Here is a 26,984-nt window from a genome sequence, read left to right as displayed (position 1 = left end):
CGCGCCGCTGTTCGCGCGCTGATCACCGACGAATCGCCATAGTCGCGTCCCGGTTGTCAGCGCACCGCTGACTTTCCCGGAGACCTCATGTCCAAGCCCTTTTCTGACCTCAGTTCCGTTGTCACCCTCACCGATACCGGTTTGACCTGGCCCGACGGCGGTACCGCGCTGGCCGGTGTCACCGGCTCGTTCGGCGCCGGGCGCACCGGCCTGGTCGGCGTCAACGGCGCTGGAAAATCCACGCTGCTGCGACTCATCGCCGGTGAACTGACTGCCACAACCGGGTGCATCACCACGGTCGGCGAGGTCGCCTACCTGCCGCAGTTGCTCACCCTCGACATCGGTGCGTCGATCGCCGAATTGCTCGGCGTCGCTGGGCAAATCGCCGCGCTGCGCGCGATCGAAAGCGGTGCTGCCGACGAAGCCCACTTCGAGGTGATCGGCGACGATTGGGACATCGAATCCCGGGCCGACGCGGTGCTGCGACCCATCGGGCTGGGGTCGAGCGACCTCGATCGGCGAGCCGGCGAGTTGTCCGGAGGTGAGGCGATGCTGGTGGCGCTGACCGGTCTGCGCCTGAAGGCCGCCCCGATCACCCTGCTCGACGAACCGACCAACAATCTCGACCGAACCGCCCGCGAGCGATTCGCGCAGCTCGTCGGAGCCTGGCCGGGGGCGCTCATCGTGGCCAGCCATGACACCGCGTTACTGGAGCAGATGGACAGCATCGCCGAACTGCACGATGGGCGGCTGGCCACCTTCAGTGGTCCCTACAGCGCGTGGCGGGCGCACCTGGACGTCGAGCAGGCTGCCGCCCGGTCGGTAGCCCGCGCCGCCGAACAGGTGGTCAAGGTCGAAAAGCGGCAGCGCTTAGAGGCTGAGACCAAGCTCGCCCGCCGCAGCAGCGCCGCCCGGACCTCGTATCAGAACAAGCGCGCCGCGAAAATCGTGATGAACCAGAACGCTTCCAACGCACAGGTTTCGGCGGGCCGGCTGCGCGGACACCTTGACGCGCGGGTACGTGACGCGCAAGCCGGCTCCGACGCCGCATCCGCCCGGGTCCGCCACGAGGAACACATCCGCGTCGACCTACCGGACCCGGATGTACCGTCGGGCCGCCGGCTGGCCGAACTGCCCGGCAGCGGCGGGCCGATCATCGTGCAGGGGCCGGAACGCATCGCGCTGGACGGCGCGAACGGCGTCGGCAAGACCTCACTGCTCGAAGCGCTGCGGACCGGTGCGGGCGGCCGGCTGTTGACCGACCGGGTTGGCTATCTTCCGCAGCGACTGGATCATCTCGACGACACGGTGTCCGCGTTCGACGCCGTGTCGGCGATCTCCGGCAGCGAACCGCGGGCGGTGCGCGCCCAACTGGCCCGGTTTCTGCTGGACGCCGATTGTGTGGCCCGGCCGATCGGCAGCCTGTCCGGTGGTGAGCGGTTCCGCGTCGCACTGGCCCAGCTGCTGCTCGCCGACCCGCCACCGCAGCTACTACTGCTCGACGAACCGACCAATAATCTCGACCTGGCCAGCGTCGGTCAGCTCGTCGAGGCACTGAGCAGCTACCGCGGAGCGTTCATCGTGGTCAGTCACGACGACGACTTCCTGGCCCGGCTCGGCCTGACCAGGACGTTGACGATGCCGCGCAGCGGCGAACTCGTCGATGCGAGCTAGTGTCACAACATGACTCGCCTACACCCCGGCTGGCTCGTCGCGCTGTTCGCCGTGATCCTGTCGGTCAGCGTGTGGCTGCCGTGGCTGACCACCTCGGCCAACGGCGGCGGGCATGCCAGTGCCATCGGCGGCAGCGTCGGTGCCATCGCGTTGCCGCCCCGCTTCGGCGTCAGCCAGTTGATCGCGCTGCTGGCGGCCGCTCTGCTGGTGGCCGGCGCGATGATCGGTCGCGGACTCTTCAGCCGGCTGGCCTCGGTTGCCGCACTGGTGATGTCATCGGGCATCGCCGGGCTGGGCGTCTGGTACTACCGGCTGAACGTCGTTGCGCCGATCACCGCCGGCTACGGACTGTACATCGGCGCCGTCAGCGTGGTCGGCGCGCTGGTCTGCTCGGTGTGGGCTCTGATCACCGCAGCGCGGCAATGACCTTCGCGAACGCTTCGGCGTGGTTCTGCTGGACGGTGAGATAGCTCAATCCGTACCGTCGGCGGTATTCCCGCAGCGTATCGGCTATTTCGTGCGGAGATCCGGACAGCACGGTGGGCATGGCCAGCAACTCCTGATCCGACAGTGTCGGCGCGAACTGGCGGGTCAGCGACAGGTTGGGCATCCCGGAGTCATCGGTCGGCACCGCCGTGATGGCCAGATTCAGTTCCAGATCCTCGAACCGGTCGCCGGCCGCGGCGCGGACGAAGGCGACGCGCTCGGCCAGCGGGTCATCCGCGCCGGCCACCAGCGCGCCGGTCAGTCCGATGATGCCGGCGTGCCGGGCCGCCACTGTCAGCAGCCGGTCGCCGCTGCCGGCGATCAGGATGGGCACCCGCGGTTGATGTGTGGCCACATACGTCGTCAGGTGTTCCAGGTACTCGATGCGGCGGGCGGCGGTCGGGAACGGCAGTTCGGCGGCCTCGAATTCCGCGCGGACATAGCCGGCGCCCAGACCGACCTCCAATCGGCCACCGGACAGCAGGTCCACGTCGGCGATGTCGCGGGTCAGCAGCGCCGGTTTGTAGAAGCAGGCGTTGAGCACGTAGGTGCCCAGCCGGATCGTCGTAGTGGCCGCGGCGGCCGCGACCAAGGCGGGGAAGGGAGCCGGGGCACCGAGGTGATCGGGCACGTTGAGAACGTCGAACCCGAAGCCCTCCATCCGCCGTGCGGTCTCGGCCAGCAGGGCCGCAGACCCGATCGTGTGCAGACCCACGCCGAAGCGAAACTGCTTGTCCACCAACAACCTCCTAAATATCCCAGGATTGGGCCGCGGCCGCCAGGCCGCGCACCAGTGCCGCTGTGGCCGGTGACAGACCGTCCCGGCCGGGCGGCTGACTGCGAGGGCTGATGCCGCGGACCCGCGGCGACAGTTCCAGCTGGGTCCCGCCGCCGCGGGCCTGATTCACCGGATTCGCCGGGTGCAGGCCCCGCAGACCCGCCGGGATCGCGTCCAGATCGGTGATCACCTGATAGCCCGGCAGATCAAGGCATCGGGAGAGGTGCGCGGCAAGTCTGCGGTTGCGGCCCCCGGCCAGCAGTTGGGTGCTGCGTCCGATCCGGCCGTACCCGTGCAGCGACACCACGACGTCGACGTGGTCGAGAAATTCGGCAAGCCGCGGCGACTCCGCTGCGAGGTAGCGCGCCGATGGCAGGTGTCTCGGACATCTACCCGCATGCCGCACCAGATACACCGATGCGCCGGCGGCTTCGGCGGCGCGTTCGGCGATCACATCGGTCATCTGCTCCAGGCCCCCGCCGTGAATGGCCAGGAAGCCGAACCGCGATCGCAACCGGATCTCCTCGATGACGTCGGGGTCGGCCAGCAATTCCGAAAGCGATTGCGGCACCGCATCCTTTGCCGGAGGTGTGCGCAACGGCCACTGGACCGGATCCCAGCGGCGCAGAAACTCGATCCATGCCTGGGGCAGCCCGTGCTGGACGGCGGCGCCGACAATGCGCTCCAGGTAGCCGTTGCGCGGGGCACCTGGCTGTACCCGGTGGTCGATATACACCCAGGCCGGCGCCGATCCGTCGGTGGTGTGCACCGTCAGCCGATCCCGGTGATAGCGCACCGGAACACCCTCGGCGCTGTCCAATGCGGCCAGGTCGCGATCGGACACTCGCCACAGCACCCCGTGCACGCGCGAACCAGGGAAGGGCTCGACGGTGGCCACGCCGCGCTGGTTGATCAGCCAGTCATGGTCGGCCAGCGTCGCCGGGCGGGGGTCCGACGCCTCGGGGCAGCGGCGCGCCATCTGCTGTGCGCACAGGTTGGACCCGTACGCGAAGTAGGCATGCCGTGTCAGCGGCACTTAGCCCGGCGTCTGCCAGTTGAACACCACAATCAGCAGACTAACGGCGGTCGGGTCGGGTTGTGCGTCGATGTTCCTCAGCGCGGCGGACGCGTCGGGTACGTGGCCGGCGGAGGCGGGCGGGTGTCGACGGCGGCCGTCTCCTCCGGTTGCGCCGCCGGGAAGACCCACTTCCCGGAGAGGATGTCCGGTTCTGGCCGGTACAGCCGGACCAGATAGTTCCAACCCGGCGTGATCGGCAGGCAGTTGACGGCGGTGGCCGAACATCCGCCGAACTGCACGGTCACCGATCCGTCGTCGGACTTCGTCGCGGTGATGTCGTTGAGTGAGTAGGCCTGTTGCGGGTTCTCGGTGAAGTAGCCGTTCTTGTTGTAGACACTGACCGACCAGAAAGCGTCCACCGGAACGTCTTTGACGGTCAGCCGATACACGGTGTTGCCGTCGTTGCGGGCCGGGGTGACATTCAGGTACAGCGCTTCGGTCTCCGGGTTGCCGCCCCAAGCCGCAGCGGCTCCGATCAGATGCCGAACCGGGTCGGTGTCCGCCAGGGTGCCGAACATGCCCCGGGTGTCTGGGATGGTCTCGGCCAGGACCAGCAACGCGTCGTTGACCTTCTTCTGGCTGACCGGATCCCACCGGGGCACCTCGAAGCTGCCGGAGTCCTCCTGGGCTGCTGTGATCTGGTCCTGCAAGTGGCGTGCGGTGGCCAGATCGGCCGGATCCGTGGCGTCGGCCAGGACGCGGACGACGACCATGACGTAGCGGGTGCCGACCTGCTGCTGGTCGAGGGTGTGCTCGCCGCTGCCGTAGAACGTGTCGGTGACGTACTCGTCCTGGTTGAGCACCTGCGCCGACATGTACCGCTCACCCGGATCCGGCAGCGTGATCGTCACCGGACCCGCCTGCAGGTCGAATACGGCCGCCGAATACAGGGTGTCCCGGTTGGATCGCACCACCAGTTGCCGGTCGATCGGAGTGAGCTCACGCATGTGGAAGAAGCGGCCGAAACCGTTCTCGTTGACGACGTTGGTGAATTCCTGGTCGGTCACGGCCCGCACGAAGTTGTCCGGCGATACCAAGACCATGCCGTTGGGGGTGCTGCGTGGTGCCTGGTGCGCCAGTGGGTCCGGGCCGGCCTTCGTCACCGTCAGCCCACATCCGGAGAGGGTCAACGCCGCAGTCGCCACGCCGAACGCAGCGAGCCATCGCTTCGACATGCAGCGCAACCTACCTGTCGGCACCGGTCGATGTCGGCAAAAGGTTTCGCGACACGGGTAGCGGAATTCAGGTGAAGTCATTGCACGCCCCAGGCTCCCGACGTATGGTCCCGAATGAGAGTTTGCCATTAATTCGATGAGCGAATGATTAGAGACCCAAACCAAGGGGGCGGCCGTGCGCATGACCGGGAGTGTCGAATGCGACCGTTCCGGCCAGGTCAGGCGGTACGGGCTCGTCGCAGCAGCACTGGGCACCGCGCTGTCAATCGTGGTGGGCGCCCCGGCGGTCACCGCTCGAACCGCGCCCGCGGTGGCGTTGACGTCGACGGATGGGTTCCAGCCGGCAATCGATGAGCTGATCGCCGCCATGAAGCAGGCCGTCGACTATGACATGGCACTGCCGTATGCCGTGGCCGGCAGCGAAGACAACCTGATGACGATGCTGCAGAACACCAACTACCAATTGCTCAGCGCCGGGTTATCGAGGGTCACCGAACTGTTCAACGGAGTCTTTTTTCAATCGCCCGAGGCGATTGCGGGCAATGCCGCCGACCCCCGGCAGTATTTCGACTACTTCACCCCCGACATCTACTACCACGTGACCGCGGGCCTGGCTCCCGGCGCGACCTATGCGCTGCACGGGACCCTGGGCGGGGGGACCGAGCACTTCACCGTCAGCACCCAGGCCATCACCGGCGGCTCCGCGCAGACCGTCGAGGACCTGGAACTCGGCCACGGCCTGGTGCTCAATCCCGACGGCACGTTCACCATCTATATCGGGCCGGAGGCGCCGGCCGGCGCCCTCAACTTCATGGATTCCACCGACGCCACCGTCGGCGGAGCCGCGTCCCTGCTGATCCGGGACATGATGGGTGACTGGGCGAAGGGACCCGGCAGCGTCTCCCTGCAATGCGTCTCCGACTGCCCGCCGTTCTTCGCCATCCCGGAGGGCGGGTTCTTCCCCAGCGACGACCCGGTGGCGGCGGCGGTCGGGGGATCCGGCGGCATCACCTCGGTCGATTCGATGCTCACCACGTTGTTCAGTGCCTTCGCCCAGATCATCGGCCCGTTCAATCAGCGGAGCATCGAGGGCGGGGCGTCGGTGGGCATGAACATTCCCGCCAACACCATGCACGACTTGGGTCCGGAGACGAGTTACGGGGCCGGCTTGGCGAGTGCGGTCGTCACCGGCGGCAATTTCGATCTGGATCCCGGTGAGGCGCTGGTCATCAAGGTGCCCACCGTGGATGCGGCCTACAGCGGCATCGAGCTGATGAACGTCTACGGCGGCGCGCTGCCGTACGTGATGGCGCAGACCACGCTCAACCACACCAGCACCTACCAGGACGCCGACGGCTACACCTATTACGTTGTCAGCGCGACGAATCCGGGTGTGGCGAACTGGCTGGACACCGGTGGCCTCACCCGGGGTGAGATCTTCGCCCGGTTCGAGAACGTCACCGACCCCGACGCCGCGATCGGGCAGGGGGTGACGGCGCACGTGGTGCCGATTGAAGATTTGGGCGCCTACCTGCCGACCGACACGCCCACCGTCAGCCCGGAGGAATTCGCCGCCGACATGGCCCAGCGGGTGTTCTCCTACGACTACGCCTTGAACGTGTCCCGGATGAGCGCCCAACCCGACTGGGTGATTCAGCATCTGCTGATGAACGGGCTGCAGGGCGTGATGGGCAACGAGAATTACGACGCGGTGTTCGGCAGTGAGCCGTTCACCCCGATCGCGCTGCGGTTCACCGATGCGTTGAGTCCGAACTGGGACGCCGTCATGAACAGCGTGTTGCAGCACCCGATGGAAAGCCTGACGGCGGTGTGGAACAACCTGCCGCTGCTGGCCAGCGACATCAACCTACCCATCACGCTGGCGCTGGCCCAGACCGCGCTGTCGGTGGTGATGCCCCAGCTGCTGATCCCGGCCATCAACGGGGCGCTGTTCGATCCGAACACCAGCATCCTGTCCGGGTTGCTCAACGCCCGTGACGACCTGGCGACGGTGATCTTGACCGCCACCAACGCCTGGCCGACCGAACTGGGGGAGCAGGCGGCCCAGCAGTGGGCGAACATGGCGGACCTGATCGCGACCACACCGAGCTTCGACCTCAGCGACCTGTTCGGGGGCTGAACCCGGGTTCGCCGGGAGGCACGCAACAATTTCGGACTTGGTGCCCCCGGCATGATTCGAACATGCGACACCGGCTTTAGGAGAGCCGTGCTCTATCCCCTGAGCTACGGGGGCGGGGGACCTGTAGGAATAGGTGTTGAAAACACTAGTGGATGCCCGCGGGCGCATGGTGCGCGGTCGGTCCGAGTGTTTGGCGGCGTGTTGCGATGGTGCTGGCGATGCCTGTGAGTCCACGGTGCTTCGCGGGGCGGATGGGACTGGCCTGCGGGCAGACTGGTCCGGTGTGGTGGGCGTCAGACGGTGGCGGGTTGGGCTTGTCGTTGGTGGATGTAGTTGGCGATTGCGTTGCGGCCGAGGGCGAATCCGATCATGACGGCGTGCTGTCGGGTGGCGGTGTGTGCGGTCATGCGGCCGCCGTAGAGGGTGCGGTCGAGGGTGTTGTTGAGGGATTCGGCGTCTTCGCGCCAGCCATAGCAGCGGTCGTAGAGGCTGTCGCCGGTGTCGGTTTTGGTGTGCTGACGTAGGTGTTCGGTGCGGTTGTAGCCCTTGGCGGTGTCGTCGTCGGTGATGTCGAGTCGTTCGTGTTGGACGGTGCCGCAGGTGGTGGCGAAGTCGATGTACCAGCGGTGGGTTCCGGCGGGGTTGCGCCGGGAGTAGACCTTGGCGATGGGTAGGGGTTGGAGGTGGGTTTCGCCGGTGTCGAGGATGGTCCGCTCGTGCAGGCGCCCGCTGGCAGTCCAGAGGGTGTGGGTGTCGCCGCAGCGGCAGTTGATGGTGGTGAACGGGGTCGGTACGGCGGTGCCGGAGTGCGGTGGGGCCAGGACGGTGAGGCCGGCTTTCATGGCGTGGTTGATGTGGGTGCCGCGGAAGGCGCCGTCGTAGCAGATACCGTCGACGCGCACGTCGGGTCGGTTGGTGAGGCGGTCGAGCATGGCCAGGGCGATGCCGGCTTCGCCTTTGTAGCCTTTGCCGGGTGGCACGGGAGTGGTGTCGAGGACGACGCGTAGGTTGCGGGTGTTGTCGGGGCGGGTGCTCATGATGGCGAATTTGGTGCCGTAGCGGAATTCTGGTGCGCCGTCACCATTTTGGACTTCCAGATGCGCATTGACGCGGCGACCGCCGGCGGCGGTTTTACGTTCGATGGTCGACTTACGCTCAGGGGCGGCGACGACGGTGCCGTCCCCGACGATGAACTGGCCGCGGGCGGGGTCAGTGCGCGATGCTCGAATGTTCGGGTTGAGGCAGTCGAGTTGGCGGGCCAGGGTGGCTGCGGTGTCGAGCAGGCCCCGATGCAGGTCATCGACGTGGGTCTCGAGTCGGTGTTGAGCGTAGGTGTGGTGGTGACGTCTCGGTGGTGTGGCGCGCGCGGCTTTGCCGCACGCGGCGGCGTGCTCACAGATGATCTGCCAGTACTGCGGATTGGCCATGATCCGGGCTGCATAATTGGCGCTGCCGAACGCCCCGTGCAGCACTTTGTGGATGACTGACACCCATCCGGGGTAGTGGGCCGGACGCCCGGGGGTGTTGGCGAGTCGATCGGGGATCAGGTCGCTGATCGCATACAACGCGCTATAGGCGGCGACGGCGCGGACCTTGTCGATCTCCAGCAGCGTGTTGTCGTCACCAGGGGTCGGGCGGGAGTGAACGCTGTGTTGGTTGATGCGGTGCGCACCGTGGGCATCGGCACGCCGGCGCCGAGGCGGGAGACGGTGCGTGCTGGACATGGGACTGTTCAGTCGCCAGCGTTCCACTGGTGGCCGATGAGGGCGGCCACACCGTCGAGCGAGTTCGATCCGAGAAGGCGGGCAGCGGCTTCGACGCGTCCGGTGTCGTCGAAAACCTGTCGTCCTGCATGCGCGGTCAGCGAGGAGGGTTTGATGCCGGCGGTTCCAGTCAGCCCGGAGCGGGTTAGCACGTCGCGGACGGTGACGCAGACCCGTGCTTGGCGTTGGGCATCGGATCCTTCTGAACCGGTGCACACGATCGCATCCGGGCCAGCCCCCTGCTCGGCCAAGTAGGTGATGCGTTGGGAGACAACGCGACGTGCCCAGGCGTCCAGGTCAAGCCGGCGAGGCCGGTGTTTGCTCGACCCGTGTGCCCACACGGTGTTGCCGGTGGTGTCGACGTCGGCGATGCGGATATAGCCCAGCTCGCTGGTGTGGGCGCCGGCCAGCAGCAGGGCGACGGTTGCAGCGTGCCGGGTGGGGGTGGCGTGCTCAGCGAACAACCGCACCAGCGCCGCCTCGTCGTCGCGCAGCGGCCGCACCGAGGTGGCTTCCCGCTCAGGCAGGTCGATCTGGCTGGTTGGATCATCGAGGGCCAGTCCCAGGCGGCGCGCGGTGCGGAAGAAGGCCCGCAGGGCTGCGCGCCGATTGTGCATGGTGGCCACCGCAGCCGAGGTGACCGTGCCGTGGCGGGAGCGCCCCTTGGCGGCAACGAATTTGGTCACCAGCTCGTAGTCGGCGCCGGCGAGAGTGGTGACGTCGTAGGCGGCGGCGAACCGGGTGAAGCGGCGCGCCAGCAGCGCGAACTTGTCCAGTGTCTGATCCGACATCGCCCCGTCGACGCTCCACGCCGCCACCACGGTGTCCACCGCGCTCACCAGGCTGCTCTCAGCCATGGCCGGACCCCACGGCAACGCCAACACCAACTGTGCTGTACTCATAATCTGCCCACGTCGAGACGTGATTCACCGTTGCGGACCCTTCCATCGTGGTGCATACGTGCACCAGAATGGTGGGGGGGCTGCGTTTTGCCGATGCCCGGGTGGTCGGTGCGCGATATCGTCGGCTCATGCCGCGCAGTCACGGTGATCGCTCGCCTGTCGGATACCTGGCCGCCGGAGCATGGCCCGATGGGCAGTTGTTTCCCGACGCCCCGGCCTCGGCGCTCGCGGCTCAGTGCCTGGCGCGTGCGCTGCAGGCGGCAATGATCGAGACCGGGATCGGGCAACGCGCCCTGGCCACGGCCACCGGGTTCGCCCACACCACCATCGGCCGCATCCTGGCCGGCACCGTGCTGTGTGACATCGGAACCCTGGCCAGCCTCGATCGCGGCCTGGACCGCCCGCTGTGGCCGGGGCCGGCCCTGAGGGAGTGACTTCCTGAAACCCATTTTGGAACGTGTCACGTGTGTCACGATACGAACCGTGGAACAGGGTTGCATTGCAGCGACACGCCAAAAGTCACGCTTGATTCATGTTCCATGTTCCATAAGAATGGGCAGCACGTGGGCGTGCCTCGAGGCGATGACGCAAGGTGGGTGTGGTGATGGGTAACCGCGACAAATCGCTAGTGGATCTGATCGACGTCGCCATGCAACGCCACGACGGCGCATCGGCGCGCAGGCTTGCCGATCTGGCGCAGCGCGCCGGCCACGACATCTCGCACACGACCCTTAATCGGCTTCGCCAAGGCGCTTATGTGTCGCGGCCCACCGACGCATCCCTGCGGGCCATCGCCTACCTGGCGGAGGTGCCCGAAACGGCAGCGTTCGCGGCAGCCGGTGTGCGGCCTCCTGGTGCTGAGCAATATCGGTTGCCTGTCGATGCGCAGCGCATGAGCACCCGGCAGCGTCGCGCTCTGGATGAGCTGCTGCGCGCATTCGTCACCGAACAGCTACCGCCTACACCGGCAAGCATGGGTGCGCTGCTGGCGGCACGCGACAAGCTCGCGGCCGCACTCGATCGTGCTGACGACCGAAGTGGGCCGCTACTTGAGGCGGCACGCGCGGTGATCACCGCGATCGACGACACCACCACCGCACTGTTCAGCAACGCAGACGCTGATACCGGTGCTGATGCGATGACCAGCGATCAACTGTGGCCGCCGCCGGGCGATGTGGCAGCGGCGGCACTCGCCGCCACCTGATACCGGCCGGGGCTGCCGAGGACAGCCGATACGTCGCAGCAGCCGACAGTGGGGGTGGATGGTGATACCGCAGATCGGGCCCGACGAGACACTGCCACCCGGGCGCTACCGTGCCACCCGCGACGAACTGCACACTCGATTCGTCGACGGACATGACCCGATGCGTGCGCTGTTGTGGCGTGACTGGACGTCGGCGACCAATTTGCTGGGCCGCTACGTGCATCTCAACGCCGCCTGGCTCTACGGGCCGTTCCTGTCGACGGCCGCGCAGCCTCAGACGGTGAACTGCCTGTACTGGGCCGAAGACGTCGAACTCGACAAAGCCTTCCTGGATGCCACTGCCGCACGGTTCCTGCGCGTCTTCGCGGTACCCGGTCACATTCGCCGCCTCACCGGGCTCAAGGTCGACACCCACGTGGCCGCCTGGCACTGCCAACCCGATCTGAAGGCCCGCGACGACCGCTACGACCGATACACCCAGCACCGCGGCACTATGGACGACCTGCTGCAGCGCACCGTAACCACTGGGGTTGCAACCCGGGCGGATGCCTGGCCGCAACGCGGCTACGTGGAAGTGATCATCGATGACTACACCTGACGACGAACTCGACCGGTTGGAATCGGTGATCTTGGCCGCGATGAACAACCCGGCCACCACCGATCAGATCCCCGACTGGTCTTGCGCCGAGGACCTCACCCGCATCGGTATCGAAGCGCTACTGGACCCCGATCCGTTCGGCCGGCGGCTGGCGTCGCATGGAAACATCCGCATCACCGGCGACGGCGTCACCGGATCGTCAGCGCGGGTCAGCGAAGTTGCCCACGTCATGACTGGATTTCAACGCCTGACCACCGCCGTCGGCGCCGCACACACAGGCGACAAAACCCTCGGCAAGAAGCCCAACGCCCACGTGTCACGCCGCACCGATCTGCTGCTGACCGCCGCCCCGAGCGTTGGGTCGATCGTCCTGACCGTCACCCCCGCCGTCGCCCCCGTTGACGAGGTCGGACAGCCCGGCATGATCGAGGAACTCGAAACCGGCAATCAGATGCTCGACACCGCTATCGGCACCACCATCGACGTCCTCACCGCCGGCAACGAGATCGGCCCCAACCCTGATGACTCCGACTTCGTCGGCCAACTCACCACCATGGGGCCCCGCGCCGCCGCTGCCATCCGCGACCTGGCCAGAACACTCGATCGCGCACGCTTCGACATCGACATCAACTGGCAACAACCCGCACACGCCACCCGCCACGTCCAGGTCACTGCGGCCACCGCCGGCTACATCGCCACCGTCGTCGAACACGCCAACCTCGACGAACAACCCGTCACCATCACCGGCGAGTACCTCACCGTCAGCTCAGTCGCATCCTGGCTTATCCAACAAGATGACGGCGAGGTCATCACCGTCAAACTCGGCCGCATCGGCTCCGGCCAGATCAAAGGGCTCGCCGTCGGTGACCGCATCCGCATCGAGGCCATCATGAAAGTCGAAACCACGCCAGGCGGCAACGCCAAAACGACATACACGGCACAGTCTTTCGAAAGATTCAATCCACCGGAGTAGCTCAGTAGGGCGCCCCGATGCCCGTAGCGCAGCGGCATCGTCATGCTGGTCCGAGTGGCCGGCCGCAGCTCGACGCACGCCAACGCACGGGGCCAGACGATGCTCCCGCAGCCGCCGGCGGAGTCGACGCGGTTCTTCGGCGGCCCGCTACGCAAACTCACCCGGACCACGATCGACCAGTCCTGAAGCGGGAAATCCGGCTCTTCCGGTTTTAGAGTGTGTCGATCCGCTGGGTGAGGTTGCCGCAAAGCCGCGGACGTTACGACGCAGGGCTTCGAGGCGGCCGTTGATGGCCTCGGTGGGTCCGTTGGAGGTGTGGTGGTCGAGGCAGGCCAGCACGTCGTAGCCGCGCACGTTGTTCAGCAAACGTTGGCGAGTTCGGATCGAGTCGTCAGCAGTCGATTGGCCCGACCGCGGTCGTGAGTGAGGGGCGGCCTCGGTGGATGGCCGAACGGCTCTGGGCAACAGACCGAGACGACCGGTCCGACAGGTTCAGAATCGTTGTGAGCGTATCGGCCGCGCGGCGCTTGGTATCCGGGCTCGGAAAAGCACTTGCCAGTGCGCTCGACCCGGGAACTCGGGGCCTGACCCCGTGTGACGATCGCCGCGAGTGTTGCCACGTTGCTGGCCCTCACCGGCCTGCTGAACATCACCGCATTGGCCGACAACACGATGGTGCTCGGCGGCGGGGCCGGCATAGTTGTCGGTGGCAGCTATTGCACCTTGACCACCATCGGCTGTTCGGGATGGCCTACCGCGGTTACATCGCGATGCCCGGCTTCTCTGCCCCCGCCTTTTTCAGCTGCCGACCGAGGTGATATTCCAAGGCAGACGTGGGAACGGACTGATGCGATTACGGATGAGGTCACCCCGTATTGCACATGCTGTGAACCAGTTCGACCCAGCATCCGGCCCAGTGGCGCGTTCCGGAATCGACTCTTGCGCGTTCCAGTGCCGGTGACCTGACCCCAGACAACCAGCAGTCCAGCCGGGGTCGGCCGCCACCGCGGCGGAGGTTTTCGCCGGCCAGGGCGAGCAGGTCGGCAGGGGTCCAGCGGTGAGGGTCGGCGGCAGCAATGGTGGCGACCAGGGACTACGTGATGGCCCTGGGCTACTCCGTCCTGCCGGTGAAGCCGATGCTGATGCCTCGATATTCCTGATCGGGGTGGGCGAGGTCAAGGCAATTGAGCACATCTTCCAGTGTCGTCATCACGGCACCTTTCTCGCCGAGCATCGCTCAGCGTGTCAGTGCCGGAAACACCGTTATTTCCACAGTCCCTCGGGCGGTACTCACTGGTGCAGCGACGGCTGGTCGGTTCAACCAGCAGTGTCGAGCGTTCACTCTCTGTGTGGGCGAGAGCGGCGGCGGATGACGAACACTGCCGCGACCGCGAGGAGCACGGCGCTGGCCCCGGCGATGATGAGGGCGGTTGGCGAGTGCAAGGCGTGAGCCGCGGTCCGCCAGTTCGCCCCGATGGCATAGCCGGTTGCGGCCAGTGCCGCGCTCCAGGGCAGGCACCCGAGCAGGGTGTAGACACCGAAACGGACCGGCCGCATGCCGGCGAGCCCGGCCGGCAGCGAAATAAAGCTGCGGATCACCGGCAGCAGGCGCCCGAAGAATACCGACGCGGCACCGTGCTGGGCAAACCACCGCTGCGCTCGGTCGAGGTGAGTTTCGTTTAGCCACCAGTGGTGGCCCCAGCGGCGTAGCGCGGCCCGGCCGCCGTAGCGGCCCACCGCCCAGCCCAGATAGCTGCCGACCAGGTTGCCGACGGTGCCGGCCGCGATCACCAGCGGGAGGTCCATGTGTACGCCCGCCACGGCGCCGCCGGCCAACGCCCCACCGAGCAGCATGGTGACCTCGGAGGAAATCGGGATACCGGCCGACTCGGCCACCATCAGCACAAAGACCGCGATAAGCCCGAAGCTGACGATGAACTGCTGCATGAATCCTCTTTCTGAGCGGTCGCATACGGTCGCGGGAGGTGAGCTGTTGTCGGGTCGCAACAAGTAACGCCTGACACCACTGATCCGATCAGTATATGTTGATATTGCAATATCACTATGTTAGCCTCGTCATTGGTTGACGTGATCGGATGCCCGCCGGCCCAAATGGGTGCCGGCAGGGCAAGACTGGAAGGAAGTTACAGATGATTCCGCACGTGTTGTTCGCGAAGGCGGCCACGATGGTTCTTACCGGGGTGGTCGGCGTGAGCGCCTATGAGCTGTTGCGCAAGGTGGCCGGTTCGGCGCCGGTCCGCTGGACCGCGGTGGCCGCGACGGAGGTGGGTTTGCGTGGGGCTCGGCGGGCCGAGACGGTCGCGGAGTCGGCGCGGTTGAAGGTCGGCGACGTGGTCGCCGAGGCGCGGGAGCGCCTTGGTGAGGAGGCGCCGACGCCGGCCGCCGCGGACGTTCACGACCACGACCACTGATCGCGCCACCGGCGCGACGGTGTTCATGGGCTATCCGTTCTTCCGCGGGGCGCTGCGCTCGCTGCGCTCTGGGCGCGCCGGCACCGATACCTTGGTGACGGCCGCGATCGTGGCCAGCCTGTTGTTGCGCGAGAACGTGGTCGCGTTGACCGTGTTGTGGTTGCTCAACATCGGTGAGTACCTGCAGGATCTGACCCTGCGCCGGACCCGGCGGGCCATCTCGGATCTGTTGCGCGGCACCGCTGACACGGCCTGGATTTGTCTGGACGACGGCAGCGAGGTGCAGGTGACGATCGACACTGCGCGAAGACGAGAGGGGTGCTGCGTGCGGCCGACCGCCGCGCGCCTCACCCTGCGTACATCTTGGTGGACATCCCCGCATGTCCCGGCAACAAGGAGGGAGGTGAGAACGCAGTTCAGTCGGCAGTGGCGATAGTCCCTATTCGAACCGACAACTGTTTCGTTCCACCTCGGCCACGAAACAGCCTGAGTCAGCTTACCTGAAGTCATTTTTCACGCACACGCTGGCGCATCGCACCACCGGGTGTATTTCACCTCGAGCCGAATTCGGCTCGATACGCGGTCGCCACTCCATAGAGGAGGATCGTCATGTCTTTTGTGACCGCGCAACCGGAGATGCTGGCGGCGACTACGCGGACCATCCCAGTTACGGGGTCCCCACCAATGACGGCATCCCCACCAAATCCCTCACCGCCCGTACACCGGCCGGCGGATGAGCGGCCAGCGAGGGCTGCGCACGCAGGATGCAAGACCCTAGTGCCGGAATCACCGGCTGTCCCCGATGTGCCGGGACGGCTGACCGGGGCCGGGCGGATTTTCTGGACCGTAGTCCTGGCAGATGGGGGTCGGGTTGATTGGCCGATCTTCCCAAAATACGGGCGGTAGTTCCACACAGCGAGTCCAGCTGCCGTCGGCTTCGACCGGGCCGTCGCAGAACAATGTCCCGACCGGGTCACTTTCGCAGTCTTGGCCGTTATCGCCAAACCCGGGGTCCGGGTCGGCGCCAGCGTGCGGTACTCCCGCCGCTGCTGTCAGCATGGCGATGGTGATCGCGGTCGACAACCGACTGGACCAAAACGTCACCGTCCGATTCTGCACTGTCGCTGAGGTCTGGGGACTTGGTTTGGTCGCATGGCATCGTCCGCCGTCGCGGGGGTCGGCGAGATATCGACGGTCGGGCCGGCGCGCTCAGGCTGCGCCGGCTGGACCTCGAGGCCGGTCAGAAGGGCGGCGGCCCGTCGTTGTGGATCCGCCGGGCCGCTTGTTTTCGGCCCACCCGGGCGGGCCGCTCTTCGCTGATCCGCCGCACTTTGTCGATGCGGTAGTGGCGTTCCACGGCGCGGGGGCTATTTCGCCGCACGCTTGGCGCGGTCTTGTGCCGAACGCTAGCCACGCAAGGGCGCACACTTGCCGCACGGCATGCCCATCAAGGCAGCGTGCGACCGTTCGACCTGCTCGGCCGGGTCCGGCAGTCTCGGGCCGGTCAGCATCCGCCGAGCCGTCGAGCGACCCATCCCGGTCGTCGACATCGCCCACTCCAGAATCTCGCCCTTATCCGCCTTCGGCGCCTTGCGGTACTAAACCTTGCAGTTTGTTGGTTACCTGCCGCCTCGCAGCCATGTCGATCTCGCCTTCCACATCAGGCAAGCCTCCCGGGCCACGCGCTCAAAATCAGTGAGGCGCCACCACCGGCCACGCGCTCAAGGCAGGTGCGGCACGTTGATATGTTGATATAGCAATATCACTATGTTAGTCTCGTCATTGGTTGACGTGATCGCACGCCGGCCGGCCGAATGGGTGCCGGCAGGGCAAGACTGGAAGGAAGTTAGACGATGATTCCGAACGCGTTGTTCGCGAAGGCGGGCACGATGGTTCTTACCGGGGTGGTTGGGGTGAGCGCCTATGAGCTGTTGCGCAAGGTGGCCGGTTCGGCGCCGGTCCGCCGGACCGCGGTGGCCGCGACGGAGTTGGGTTTGCGTGGTACTCGGCGGGCCGAGACGGTGGCGGAGTCGGCGCGGTTGAAGGTCGGCGACGTGGTCGCCGAGGCGCGGGAGCGCCTTGGTGAGGAGGCGCCGATGCCGGCCGCCGCGGACGTTCACGACCACGACCACTGATCGCGCCTGACGTGACTGTGGCAAATCGTGCTGCCCTGGTGGTGGTGTCGGATACGGGTGCCGCCGATCCTGCGCCGGGTGATTCTGACCTGGTGGTGGTTTCGGATGCGGCCGGGCGGATGCGGGTGCAGGTGTCGTGGGTGCGGTCGGATTCGCGTCGTGCGGTGGCGGTCGAAGAGTCGGTGGGCCGCCGGGCCGGGGTGCGGGTGGTGCATGCATATCCGCTCACCGGGTCGGTGGTGGTGTGGTATTCACCGAAGCGCTGTGACCGTGCGGCGATCCTGGCGGGGATCCACGACGCCGAGCATGTTGCCGCCGAGCTGATTCCCGCGCGCACCCCGCGGTCGGCTGATGTCCGCAACACCGACGTGCTGCGCCTAGCCATCGGTGGGGCGGCGCTGTTCTTGCTGGGTGTGCGCCGCTACGGCTTCAAGCGGCCGCCTCTGCTGGGCTCGAACGCTCAGCTGGTCGCGACCGGTGCGACGGTGTTCATGGGCTATCCGTTCTTCCGCGGCGCGCTGCGCTCGCTGCGCTCCGGGCGCGCCGGCACCGATGCGCTGGTGACGGCCGCGACGGTGGCCAGCCTGTTGTTGCGCGAGAACGTGGTCGCGTTGACTGTGCTGTGGTTGCTCAATATCGGTGAGTACCTGCAGGATCTGACCCTGCGCCGGACCCGGCGGGCCATCTCGGATCTGTTGCGCGGCACCGCCGACACCGCCTGGATTCGTCTGGAAGACGGCAGCGAGGTGCAGGTGCCGATCGACACCGTGCGAATCGGTGACGAGGTGGTGATTCATGACCATGTGGCGATCCCGGTTGATGGTGAGGTGGTCGACGGCGAGGCGGTCGTCGACCAGTCGGCGATCACGGGAGAGAACCTGCCGGTCGGCATCACGACCGGGTCGGCCGTGCATGCCGGGTCGGTGGTGGTGCGCGGGCGGCTGGTGGTGCGCGCTAGCGCGGTGGGCAACGACACCACCATCGGTCGCATCATCTCCCGCGTCGAGGAGGCGCAACTCGATCGGGCGCCGATCCAAACGGTGGGCGAGAACTTTTCGCGCCGCTTCGTGCCGATCTCGTTCATCGTCTCCGCGCTCACCCTGGCGATCACCGGGGATGTGCGGCGCGCGATGACCATGCTGTTGATCGCGTGTCCGTGCGCAGTCGGGCTGTCGACACCGACGGCGATCAGTGCGGCGATCGGCAATGGGGCGCGCCGCGGCATCCTGATCAAGGGCGGCTCGCATCTGGAGCAGGCCGGTCGGGTGGACGCGATCGTGTTCGACAAGACCGGCACCTTGACAGTCGGGCGCCCGGTGGTGACGAACATCGTCGCACTGCACAAGGACTGGCAGCCAGAAGAGGTGCTGGCCTATGCGGCCAGCTCGGAGATCCACTCGCGTCATCCGCTGGCCGAGGCGGTGATCCGCTCGACCGAGGAACGTCACATCAGCATTCCGCCGCATGAGGAATGCGAGGTGTTGGTGGGCCTGGGCATGCGGACCTGGGCCGACGGGCGGATCCTGCTGTTGGGCAGCCCGTCGCTGCTGCGCGCTGAAAAGGTCCGGGTGTCCAAGAAAGCCTCGGAGTGGATCGACACGCTGCGTAAGCAGGCCGAAACGCCGCTGCTGCTGGCGGTAGACGGCAAGCTGGTGGGGTTGATCAGCCTGCGCGACGAAGTTCGCCCCGAGGCGCCCGACGTGTTGAGGAAGCTGCGTGCCAACGGGATTCGCCGCATCGTCATGCTCACCGGCGATCATGCCGATACCGCTGCGGCGGTCGCCGACGAGCTCGGCATCGACGAGTGGCGCGCCGAAGTGCTGCCCGACGACAAACTCGAGGTGGTCCGAGCCCTGCAAGACGAAGGTTATGTCGTCGGGATGGTCGGCGACGGCGTCAACGACGCCCCGGCACTGGCCGCCGCTGATATCGGGATCGCGATGGGGCTGGCCGGCACCGACGTCGCCGTCGAGACCGCCGACGTGGCGCTGGCCAACGACGACCTGCACCGCCTGCTCGACGTGCGCGATCTGGGCGGCCGCGCCGTCGAGGTCATCCGGCAGAACTACGGCATGTCGATCGCGGTCAACGCCGTCGGACTGCTCATAGGTGCCGGCGGAGCCCTGTCGCCGGTGCTCGCGGCAATCCTGCACAACGCGTCCTCGGTGGCCGTGGTCACCAACAGCTCCCGGCTGATCCGCTACCAACTCGCCGATAACGCATCGCGGGCCGACGGCGCGGGCCGCCCCGAATGAGGTCGCTCGTTGGCGCCAGATCTCACGTCGTGAGCACCGCGGCTATGGCCGCGGCGAGGCCGAAACGTCCGCGGTCAACACCTCGATGCGACCGCCCGCCGAGGATAGCCGTCGGAAATCATTCCCCTCGCTGGGAATCGCCGGACACGCCGTCACAATCGGCTCTGCGAAAGAGCTGCAGCACAGGCCGTCCGACGGTAGGCCAGCGCGTGGGGTGTCGGTGGGTAACGCGTGTCGATGAACGCGAAGGACGCCCCAGTGGGCCGATTTGCGCTGCATGCCCCCCACCCAGCGTCGGGGCCCGTCGGCCGCCGCAGGAGTCGCGTTCACCCGGCGGAGCCCACCAGGCGCTGAATTTCTTCGGCTGTGAGCCATTGCTGAGCCGGAAAGTGTCGCGGGCATGCGTGCCCTTTTAGCTGTTCCACAAGATCGTCGTAATTCATATGGAGGTTTCCTGGTGACTTCATCCAGTCCGGTCGACAATCCCGCCGCCGAATTGAGTGACGATAGCTGCTGTGCGGTATCGAGCCACGGTGCGCCGACACCGGTCGTGCGGGACGCGGGATGGCTACGGTCTGCCCGTTGGGCGCGGAGACTGGCGTGGATCAGCCTGGTGTTTGTGACCGTTCAGGCGGTGGTAGGGCTGTGGCAGGGGTTGGCGACTGGGTCGGTCGCGCTGACCGGCTGGGCGCTGGGCGGTGTGGCCGAGGGGCTTGCCGGCGTGGTGGTGATCTGGCGGTTCACCGGTTCACGGACCCTGTCAGCGACGGCCGAGCGCAGCGCCCAACGCGGTGTGGCGGTGTCGTTTTGGCTGACCGCACCGTATATCGCCGCCGAATCGGTCCATCATCTGTTCGGTGAGCGCCACCCAGAGGTCAGCGTGATCGGCATCGTGTTGACCGCCTTCGCGGTGCTGCAGATGCCGATTCTCGGCCGCGCCCAACGTATCCTCGGCGCGCGGTTGGCCTCGGCCGCCACCGCCGGGGAAGGCACGCAAAACTATCTGTGCGCCGCCCAAGCCGCCGCGGTGCTGATCGGCTTGGCGGTCACCGCCAACTGGTCGGGCGGCTGGTGGCTCGACCCGGTGATCGGACTGGGCGTTGCCGCCACCGCGGTCTGGCAGGGTTTTCGGTCCTGGCGGGGTGAGGACTGCGCCTGCTGACCGCGGCTGATGGTTGTCGTCGCGGGTCCGACGCTGGCTGGATCAGTGTGCGTGACGAGGGGTTGGCGCAGCCAGGACCACGCACCGCTCGATCCGCGTGCTCCCCGAGATGGGCCTGGCGGCGCCGAGCAGATAATCACCACGGATGTAGGTGATTGACCCGAGGACAACGAGAAGCGGTGGTCCAACAGTCAGCGGGCCGTGGGGCGGGCCTGGGCGTGGGCGGTGACTTCTTCCGAAGCAGAACCACCCACCCGATCTCAGTATCCGGGCGACCTCGGCGATAGCGTTGCGTCAGTCCCGGACGGGGTGGACGATCCCGAAGTTGAACACTGCAGCGGAGCTGGCGTCGTCGGAGATCTGTCGGCCCCGCGCGCACCAATGTTGCGACGTCAGGACAACCCGACTCGGGGTACGAAACGCCCGACCGTGCCGGTGTACTCGCGGTACCGCTGACCGTGCACGGTACGAAGGTAGGGCTCTTCAACAACGCGGACCTGCAGCTGGACCGCCGCGACCAGCAGCACGAAACCGGCGAGTGCGAGCGGATTCGGCGCCACGAGCACCATGCCGGCAGCGAAAACCAGCATCGCCGAGAAGATCGGGTTGCGCACCACCGCGAACACACCGTGACGCACCAATGTCGTTGTCTCGCCGGTATCGACACCGATCCGCCAGGACTCGCCCATGTCGTTCTGCGCGTACAGGGTTGCGCCGATGCCGGCCACAGCGAGCACGATCCCGGTTGGCGGAATCCAGTCCGCGTGCAACACCTCGAGGGGGAAAAGCACACCGGCCAGCTGAAGCAGCGGCGCACTGACACCGATGACGATCGCCGCGACGAACCCGCCGCCGGCGATCCACTCCAGCGATCCGAACCGGCCGCTGACGCCGCGGAAGCCGGCCGATCCGGTCGTGCGCCACTGCCGCCAGCTGCGCCACCCGAACCCGAGCACACCGAACACCACGTAGAGCACGACTGCGGTGAGTGCCATCAGGAACTCCTCCAATTCATCTATACATAGCAATGTATGCATGATAGCGTGTACGACAGGTTTCCGTCATGTCGGTCTTTGGCAGCTCCGACTGGTTATCGGCGCCACACGCACAACGAGACGGTGCCGGCGATAAGCCGGCGACTCGGACTGTTCAACAGGTGATCACGTGGTCTTAAGGCGGCGTTGGTAGCGTCGCGCCGACCGCGGATCACCGGATAGGGGGGATCATGTCCCATACCGCGATGCCGGTGCCGTGGGCGCCGCGGGCGCTTCTGCTCGGATACAGCGGGGTGCTCGCCGGGGTTGCGGGGTTTGTCAACGCGGTGGCGCTGCTGGTGTTGGCGTTCCCGGTGGGCAACCTCACCGCGGTCACCACCGAGTTGGGCATGAACACGGGCAACCCGAACCCGTGGTTGTACGAGGGCCATGTGCTCGCGGCGATCCTGTTCGGATTCCTGGGCGGCACGGCGATCGCGGGCGCCGCGCTGGCGGCCACCCGCGCTCACACCGGGCCGCGCCATGCCGCGGTGCTGGCCGCCGAAGCCGCGCTGTTGTTGCTCGCCGCGGTCGGGGTTGAGGAAACCGTGGTCCAGGCGGAACTTTCCGCGATCGGGGTGGAGCGAACCGTGGTCCAGGCTTTGCTCGCCGCCGCGGCCCTGGGATTGCAAAACGGCGTGACCTCAAGCTTCGGTGGGATGGCGATCCGCACGACGCATTTCACCGGCACCATCACCGACCTCGGGCTCATGCTCGGCCGCAGCCGCCGGCACGGAATCGATAAGTGGAAGACGGCCGTTCTGGCCTCGACGTTGCTGCTGTTTCTCGTCGGTGGCGCAGCCGGGGTATTGACCGGTATTTGGTTCGGTGGTTACGCACTGATCGTTCCCGCGGCGGTGTGCGGTGCGATCGCGGCCGCCAGCCTGCTACATGACCGCAGGCGTCGCGCATCCCTTGGGTTTGCGGCCGCGGAGCCGACGTTGACCGATGCTCGCTGACCGCGGTCCCCGTTCGGTCGCCCTTCCGTGTTTCGGGCGTCGGGGCCCCGCGGGGGCATTGCCGCAGCGCCGGGCAGCACATGACAATCGTATTTATACATGCAAATGTACGCATATTTAGATAGAATCCCAGGAGTCGATCGGATAGGAGCCGAAGTGGAAGATCAGCGCGGATCAATGGAAGCGAAGGGGCCGACGCTGCTGTGTCCGCGGTGTGCATCGCAGATGCTGCCGGTACAGCGGTTCGGGGTGACGATCGATCAGTGCACCGGCTGCGGCGGTATCTTCCTCGACCTGGGGGAGATTGAGCAGCTCGCCGAGGCCGAGCGCCGGTTCTACGACGCCCAACAGCAAACGCAGCAACCGCCGCCGGGCGGATATCCGCCGCAGCCGTACCCGCCGCAGCCGGTGTATGGCGAACGCCCCCGCCAGGGCGGCTTTCTCGGCGGTTTGTTCAACGGAGGAGGCTACTACGGGGGGCGCCATGGCGGGCACCACTGAGGGCTCAGCCGACCCTACCGCGTCGGCGCCACGACCTGCCCACGACTCCGGTCTGGGCCGCACCGAGGACACCCGGCACGATCACGGTCACGGGGTGTCGACGGATGCGGACCGCAGGTGGCTGGGGATCGCGCTGGGCCTGATCGTGGCGTTCATGGCCGTCGAGGTGGTCGCCGGGCTGGTGGCGAATTCGCTGGCGTTGATCTCCGATGCCGGGCACATGCTCACCGACGCCGCGTCGATCGTGTTGGCGCTGATCGCGATTCGGTTGGCCGACCGCCCGGCGCGGGGCCGCTACACCTACGGGTTCAAGCGGGTGGAGATCCTGTCCGCGCAGGTCAACGGGATCACCCTGCTGCTGCTGACGGTATGGTTCGTCTACGAGGGGGTGCGCCGACTGATCACCCCGCCGGAGGTCGCCGGCCCGCTGGTGCTGTTCACCGCGCTGGCCGGGGTCGTCGTGAACGTGGCCGCCACCTGGTCGATCAGCCGCGCAAACCGCACCAGCTTGAACGTCGAGGGCGCCTTCCAGCACATCCTCAACGACCTGTACGCGTTCATCGGCACTGCGATCGCCGGCGCGGTGGTGTGGGCGACCGGCTTCGCTCGCGCCGACGCCATCGCGGCCCTGGTGGTGGCGGCGTTGATGGCCAAAGCGGGGTGGAGCCTGGTCCGCGAGGCCGGGCGGATCTTCTTAGAGGCAGCCCCGGCAGACCTGGACCCGGCCGAGATCGGCGCGCGGCTCGCGACAGTGCCCCAGGTGGTCGAGGTGGATGACCTGCACGTGTGGCAGATCAGCTCAAGCCAGCCGTCGATGTCGGCGCACGTGCACGTCACCGCCGACGCCGACTGCCACGCGGTCCGCTCCCGCATCGAAACGGTGCTGCACAACGAGTTTCACCTCGACCACACCACCATACAGATGGACCACACCACCCCTGACGGCCACACCCGCGACCGAGGGCTGCGCCCAACCGCGCGGGCCAGTGCACCCCCATAATCCCGGGGTTACGCGATGTCGTGGCCGCGCGCGGAACCGCGGTTGTCGCGCTGGCCGACCTGTCGCTGCAGTAGCTGTCCCACCGTTGCCGTGAGCCGTCACGCGGTCGGGTGTTGCGTGGGCGTTTTGATGCGGCCGGCCCGCACGCCGTTGGCGATGACGACGACCTCGGCGAGCTCGTGCACCAGTACGACCGTGGCCAGGCCGAGCGTCCCGAACAATGCCAGCGGCATCAGCACGGTGATGATGCCCAGGGAGAGCCCGACGTTTTGCAACATGATCTGCCGGGAGCGGCGGGCGTGCTGTAACGCCTGGATCAGGTGACGCAGGTCCTGGCCCATCAGGGCAACATCGGCGGTTTCGATGGCGACATCGGTTCCCATGGCGCCCATCGCGATTCCCAGATCGGCAGCAGCCAGGGCCGGAGCATCGTTGACGCCATCGCCCACCATCGCGGTGGGCCGGTGGGCGCGCAGTTCTGCGATCAGGCGCGCCTTGTCCTCGGGGCGCAGTTCGGCACAGACGTGCTCAATGCCGGCCTGGGCAGCCAGGGCGGCGGCGGTCGCGTGATTGTCGCCGGTCAGCATCGTCACCTGGTAGCCGCCGGCGCGGAGCCCGGCGATGACCTCGGCGACTTCGGGCCGCAACTCGTCGCGCACGGCGATGGCACCGAGTAGCTGGTCGTCGCGTTCGACGAGAACCGCTGTGGCCCCGGCCTGTTGCATGCGTGTCACCTGATCGGCGAGGCCGCCGGGGTCGAGCCAGCCGGGCCGCCCCAGTCGCACGGCATGACCATTGAGCCGGCCGGTCAGCCCGGCCCCGGGGATGGCCTGCACGTCGCCGGCGGCGACGATCGGCGCGGGGGTTGCGGCCAGGATGGCTGCGGCCAGGGGGTGTTCACTGCGGGCTTCCAGCGCGGCCGCCACCGCCAGCACCTCGTCGCGGGTAGCACCGTTGGTGGTGGCGACGTCGATGACGGTGGGCCGGTTGGCCGTCAATGTTCCGGTTTTGTCCAGTGCGATCCCACCGATGGTGCCCAGGACTTCCAGCGCGGCGCCGCCCTTGATCAGTACCCCGATCTTCGAGGCGGCGCCGATGGCCGCCACGACGGTCACCGGGACTGCGATGGCCAGCGCGCACGGGGACGCCGCGACCAGCACCACCAGAGCGCGTTCGATCCACACCAGCGGGTTACCGAAGATGCTTCCCGCCCCGGCGATCAGCGCCCCGGCGATCATGATGCCCGGCACCAACGGTCTCGCGATGCGGTCGGCCAGTCGCTGGCTGGCACCTTTGCGCGCCTGTTCGGCTTCCACGATCTGCACGATGCGCGCCAGCGAGTTATCCGCCGCGGTCGCGGTGACCTCCACCTGCAGCACTCCGGAGCCGTTGATCGACCCGGCGAACACCACATCACCGGGACCGGCCTCTACCGGCACCGATTCGCCGGTGATCGCGGAGACGTCCAGGGCGGTGCGCCCGGCAACGACGACGCCGTCGGTGGCCAGGCGTTCCCCGGGTTTGACGATCATCTGATCCCCAACCCGCAATTCGGCTGCGGCCACCACGATTTCGGCACCCTCGCGCAGAACTGTGGCCTGATCTGGAACCAGCGACAGCAGGGCACGCAGGCCGCGGCGGGTACGCGCCACCGCGTATTCCTCCAGACCCTCGCTGATCGAAAATAAAAACGCCAGCGCGGCGGCCTCGCCGACCTGACCGAGTCCGACCGCGCCCGCCGCCGCGATGGTCATCAGGGTGCCTACACCGACGCGGCCCTGGGCCAGTCGGGTGAGACTGGCGGGCACGAACGTCGAGGCGCCCACCGCCAGCGCCAGGACCTTCAGTCCCAATGCGACAGGCCCGAGCGGAGTGACCCATGCGGAGATCACCGAGCCGGCCAACAGCGCCCCGGACAACGCGGCCCGCCGCAGCTTGACGACGTCCCAGAGCCGCTCCGGCTCGCGGCCGTTGTCGTCGTGGTCGCAGCAGCCGTCGCTCACCGTCGCCGGCCGCCGCACTTCCAGCGGGGGCAGTCCCAACGCGGCCCGGCGCGCGTCCGACCGGACCCGGGCACTCCACTCGATGACCTTCTGCACGACACCGGCGTTGCCGATCTCGGCCGAGTGGGGGGCACGCGCCGGCACCGCCGCCGCCGGGATGTGCTCGGCGTCGGCGATCGCCGACAAGACGGTGGTGGTGTCGCAGTGCTCGGGCGCGTACCAGATCACCACGGACGCCGTACGCGGATAGGCGTGCACGGCCTGAACACCGGCGACTTGGGAGACGGTGTCCTCAATCGCGACGGCCCGGACCGCATCGAAGCGAAACCCGCGGGCCCGGACACGCATCCGGCCCGAGGCGGCGGACACAACGGTCAGCGCCACACCGGTATCGGGCGATACTGCCCGCAGGTCAGCAGCAGTCGTCATCGTCGACCTGAACAGCAATTGGCAGCGAGGCCTCGTCACCGATCCGTTCGCGCGCCTCGGCGACCACGTCAGCGACTTTCAGCCGGGCCGACTCTGCCGCCACCTCCGCGCGTCGGGTTCCACGCAGCCCCCACTCCGTCGCGGCCACCGCGGCCCGATGAACCGGAGCTTTGCCCAGCGCTTTGCGCAGCACCTCGTAGGCGCTCACCCCGACCAGCCCGGTCACCACCGTTCCGGCCGCCTTAACCACAATCCCGCTCGGAACCACTGCTAACCCTCCTTCTGTTCTTTGCTGTCAACACA

25 protein-coding genes, 1 tRNA gene and 3 pseudogenes are annotated in these 26,984 nt (G+C 67.1%); 16 read left to right on the top strand and 13 right to left on the bottom strand.

From position 1 onward, the window contains the following. Window positions 1-87: 87 nt before the first annotated feature. Window positions 88-1,674, top strand: a complete 1,587-nt coding sequence (locus ACZYY4_RS15670) for an ABC-F family ATP-binding cassette domain-containing protein (RefSeq protein ID WP_463810913.1) — start codon at window positions 88-90, stop codon at window positions 1,672-1,674. Window positions 1,675-1,683: 9 nt separating this feature from the next. Next, the gene (locus tag ACZYY4_RS15665; RefSeq protein WP_463810912.1) at window positions 1,684-2,100 is read left to right on the top strand and encodes a hypothetical protein; all 417 of its coding nucleotides are present in this window, start codon (window positions 1,684-1,686) and stop codon (window positions 2,098-2,100) included. On the opposite strand, the gene ACZYY4_RS15660 is transcribed toward ACZYY4_RS15665, so the two are convergent. The 3 genes from ACZYY4_RS15660 to ACZYY4_RS15650 form a co-directional block, all read right to left on the bottom strand. Then, window positions 2,081-2,905 carry a TIGR03621 family F420-dependent LLM class oxidoreductase gene (locus tag ACZYY4_RS15660; RefSeq protein ID WP_463810911.1) on the bottom strand — a complete coding sequence of 275 codons (825 nt, stop codon included), beginning with the start codon at window positions 2,903-2,905 and terminating at the stop codon, window positions 2,081-2,083. The genes ACZYY4_RS15665 and ACZYY4_RS15660 overlap by 20 nt on opposite strands. Window positions 2,906-2,909: 4 nt before the next feature. Further along, window positions 2,910-3,974 carry a poly-gamma-glutamate hydrolase family protein gene (locus ACZYY4_RS15655; RefSeq protein ID WP_463810910.1) on the bottom strand — a complete coding sequence of 355 codons (1,065 nt, stop codon included), beginning with the start codon at window positions 3,972-3,974 and terminating at the stop codon, window positions 2,910-2,912. A gap of 77 nt (window positions 3,975-4,051) precedes the next feature. Then, a complete protein-coding gene (locus ACZYY4_RS15650; RefSeq protein ID WP_463811032.1) occupies window positions 4,052-5,059 on the bottom strand; it encodes a DUF1254 domain-containing protein in 1,008 nt (335 codons plus the stop codon). Window positions 5,060-5,372: 313 nt separating this feature from the next. Between ACZYY4_RS15650 and ACZYY4_RS15645 the strand changes: the two genes are divergently transcribed. Next, complete coding sequence (locus ACZYY4_RS15645; protein ID WP_463811031.1) at window positions 5,373-7,331, top strand: hypothetical protein; 1,959 nt, start codon at window positions 5,373-5,375, stop codon at window positions 7,329-7,331. Between the two features lie 38 nt (window positions 7,332-7,369). On the opposite strand, the gene ACZYY4_RS15640 is transcribed toward ACZYY4_RS15645, so the two are convergent. The 3 genes from ACZYY4_RS15640 to ACZYY4_RS15630 all read right to left on the bottom strand — a co-directional run bounded on the left by ACZYY4_RS15640 (window position 7,370) and on the right by ACZYY4_RS15630 (window position 9,996). Beyond that, window positions 7,370-7,445, bottom strand: a tRNA-Arg gene (locus ACZYY4_RS15640). 179 nt (window positions 7,446-7,624) lie between these two features. After that, on the bottom strand, window positions 7,625-9,055 hold the full coding sequence (locus ACZYY4_RS15635) for a hypothetical protein (RefSeq protein WP_463810909.1): 1,431 nt from the start codon (window positions 9,053-9,055) through the stop codon (window positions 7,625-7,627). Window positions 9,056-9,063: 8 nt separating this feature from the next. Continuing rightward, window positions 9,064-9,996 (bottom strand): tyrosine-type recombinase/integrase, encoded by a 933-nt coding sequence (locus ACZYY4_RS15630; protein WP_463810908.1) that lies wholly within the window; start codon window positions 9,994-9,996, stop codon window positions 9,064-9,066. A gap of 128 nt (window positions 9,997-10,124) precedes the next feature. Here ACZYY4_RS15630 and ACZYY4_RS15625 point away from each other — a divergent pair, with 128 nt between their 5' ends. From ACZYY4_RS15625 to ACZYY4_RS15605, 5 genes are all read left to right on the top strand, one after another. After that, entirely contained in the window at window positions 10,125-10,430 is a 306-nt protein-coding gene (locus ACZYY4_RS15625) for a helix-turn-helix domain-containing protein (RefSeq protein ID WP_463810907.1), read from the top strand. A gap of 170 nt (window positions 10,431-10,600) precedes the next feature. Next, window positions 10,601-11,200 carry a hypothetical protein gene (locus tag ACZYY4_RS15620; protein WP_463810906.1) on the top strand — a complete coding sequence of 200 codons (600 nt, stop codon included), beginning with the start codon at window positions 10,601-10,603 and terminating at the stop codon, window positions 11,198-11,200. 58 nt (window positions 11,201-11,258) lie between these two features. Next, on the top strand, window positions 11,259-11,798 hold the full coding sequence (locus ACZYY4_RS15615; protein WP_463810905.1) for a DUF6932 family protein: 540 nt from the start codon (window positions 11,259-11,261) through the stop codon (window positions 11,796-11,798). Further along, window positions 11,785-12,771, top strand: a complete 987-nt coding sequence (locus ACZYY4_RS15610) for a hypothetical protein (protein WP_463810904.1) — start codon at window positions 11,785-11,787, stop codon at window positions 12,769-12,771. Before ACZYY4_RS15615 ends, ACZYY4_RS15610 begins: the two co-directional genes overlap by 14 nt. Before the next feature lie 54 nt (window positions 12,772-12,825). Continuing rightward, window positions 12,826-12,957: a hypothetical protein gene (locus ACZYY4_RS15605; protein WP_463811043.1), complete on the top strand. Its 132-nt coding sequence runs from the start codon at window positions 12,826-12,828 to the stop codon at window positions 12,955-12,957. Here the strand turns inward: ACZYY4_RS15605 and ACZYY4_RS15600 are convergent. Together ACZYY4_RS15600 and ACZYY4_RS15595 are read right to left on the bottom strand one after the other, a co-directional pair. Continuing rightward, a pseudogene (locus tag ACZYY4_RS15600) lies at window positions 12,919-13,122 on the bottom strand (transposase); the annotation flags it as partial. The gene ACZYY4_RS15605 and the pseudogene ACZYY4_RS15600 sit on opposite strands and share 39 nt — an antisense overlap. A 987-nt stretch (window positions 13,123-14,109) precedes the next feature. After that, complete coding sequence (locus ACZYY4_RS15595; protein WP_463810903.1) at window positions 14,110-14,718, bottom strand: DedA family protein; 609 nt, start codon at window positions 14,716-14,718, stop codon at window positions 14,110-14,112. A 203-nt stretch (window positions 14,719-14,921) separates the two neighbouring features. Between ACZYY4_RS15595 and ACZYY4_RS15590 the strand changes: the two genes are divergently transcribed. Then, on the top strand, window positions 14,922-15,203 hold the full coding sequence (locus ACZYY4_RS15590) for a DUF1490 family protein (protein WP_463810902.1): 282 nt from the start codon (window positions 14,922-14,924) through the stop codon (window positions 15,201-15,203). Continuing rightward, window positions 15,169-15,510 (top strand): annotated as a pseudogene (locus ACZYY4_RS15585) (copper-transporting ATPase); the annotation flags it as partial. The gene ACZYY4_RS15590 and the pseudogene ACZYY4_RS15585, both read left to right, overlap by 35 nt. Window positions 15,511-15,989: 479 nt before the next feature. Here ACZYY4_RS15585 and ACZYY4_RS15580 read toward each other — a convergent pair. Continuing rightward, the gene (locus ACZYY4_RS15580; RefSeq protein WP_463811030.1) at window positions 15,990-16,262 is read right to left on the bottom strand and encodes a CDGP domain-containing protein; all 273 of its coding nucleotides are present in this window, start codon (window positions 16,260-16,262) and stop codon (window positions 15,990-15,992) included. A gap of 368 nt (window positions 16,263-16,630) precedes the next feature. Then, window positions 16,631-16,753: pseudogene (locus ACZYY4_RS15575) on the bottom strand (hypothetical protein); the annotation flags it as partial. A 303-nt stretch (window positions 16,754-17,056) separates the two neighbouring features. On the opposite strand from ACZYY4_RS15575, the gene ACZYY4_RS15570 reads away from it, so the two are divergent. From ACZYY4_RS15570 to ACZYY4_RS15560, 3 genes are all read left to right on the top strand, one after another. Further along, on the top strand, window positions 17,057-17,338 hold the full coding sequence (locus ACZYY4_RS15570; RefSeq protein WP_463810901.1) for a DUF1490 family protein: 282 nt from the start codon (window positions 17,057-17,059) through the stop codon (window positions 17,336-17,338). Window positions 17,339-17,457: 119 nt separating this feature from the next. Further along, window positions 17,458-19,593, top strand: a complete 2,136-nt coding sequence (gene ctpC / locus ACZYY4_RS15565; RefSeq protein ID WP_463811029.1) for a manganese-exporting P-type ATPase CtpC — start codon at window positions 17,458-17,460, stop codon at window positions 19,591-19,593. 457 nt (window positions 19,594-20,050) lie between these two features. Continuing rightward, window positions 20,051-20,755: a cation efflux transmembrane domain-containing protein gene (locus ACZYY4_RS15560; protein ID WP_463810900.1), complete on the top strand. Its 705-nt coding sequence runs from the start codon at window positions 20,051-20,053 to the stop codon at window positions 20,753-20,755. A 392-nt stretch (window positions 20,756-21,147) separates the two neighbouring features. Here the strand turns inward: ACZYY4_RS15560 and ACZYY4_RS15555 are convergent, their stop codons facing one another. Beyond that, window positions 21,148-21,750 (bottom strand): methyltransferase family protein, encoded by a 603-nt coding sequence (locus ACZYY4_RS15555; RefSeq protein WP_463810899.1) that lies wholly within the window; start codon window positions 21,748-21,750, stop codon window positions 21,148-21,150. Between the two features lie 230 nt (window positions 21,751-21,980). Here ACZYY4_RS15555 and ACZYY4_RS15550 point away from each other — a divergent pair, with 230 nt between their 5' ends. The 3 genes from ACZYY4_RS15550 (at window position 21,981) to ACZYY4_RS15540 (ending at window position 24,249) form a co-directional block, all read left to right on the top strand. Beyond that, window positions 21,981-22,748 (top strand): YoaK family protein, encoded by a 768-nt coding sequence (locus ACZYY4_RS15550; protein WP_463810898.1) that lies wholly within the window; start codon window positions 21,981-21,983, stop codon window positions 22,746-22,748. A gap of 177 nt (window positions 22,749-22,925) precedes the next feature. Next, window positions 22,926-23,249, top strand: a complete 324-nt coding sequence (locus ACZYY4_RS15545) for a TFIIB-type zinc ribbon-containing protein (RefSeq protein WP_463811028.1) — start codon at window positions 22,926-22,928, stop codon at window positions 23,247-23,249. After that, complete coding sequence (locus ACZYY4_RS15540) at window positions 23,233-24,249, top strand: cation diffusion facilitator family transporter (protein ID WP_463810897.1); 1,017 nt, start codon at window positions 23,233-23,235, stop codon at window positions 24,247-24,249. Before ACZYY4_RS15545 ends, ACZYY4_RS15540 begins: the two co-directional genes overlap by 17 nt. A gap of 98 nt (window positions 24,250-24,347) precedes the next feature. On the opposite strand, the gene ACZYY4_RS15535 is transcribed toward ACZYY4_RS15540, so the two are convergent. Together ACZYY4_RS15535 and ACZYY4_RS15530 are read right to left on the bottom strand one after the other, a co-directional pair. After that, window positions 24,348-26,681: a heavy metal translocating P-type ATPase gene (locus ACZYY4_RS15535; RefSeq protein WP_463810896.1), complete on the bottom strand. Its 2,334-nt coding sequence runs from the start codon at window positions 26,679-26,681 to the stop codon at window positions 24,348-24,350. Beyond that, entirely contained in the window at window positions 26,665-26,949 is a 285-nt protein-coding gene (locus tag ACZYY4_RS15530) for a DUF1490 family protein (protein WP_463810895.1), read from the bottom strand. Before ACZYY4_RS15530 ends, ACZYY4_RS15535 begins: the two co-directional genes overlap by 17 nt. Between the last annotated feature and the right edge of the window lie 35 nt (window positions 26,950-26,984).

This window comes from Mycobacterium sp. IDUB_21 (genome assembly GCF_055419425.1).
This window is presented reverse-complemented; position numbering and strand designations above follow the sequence as displayed.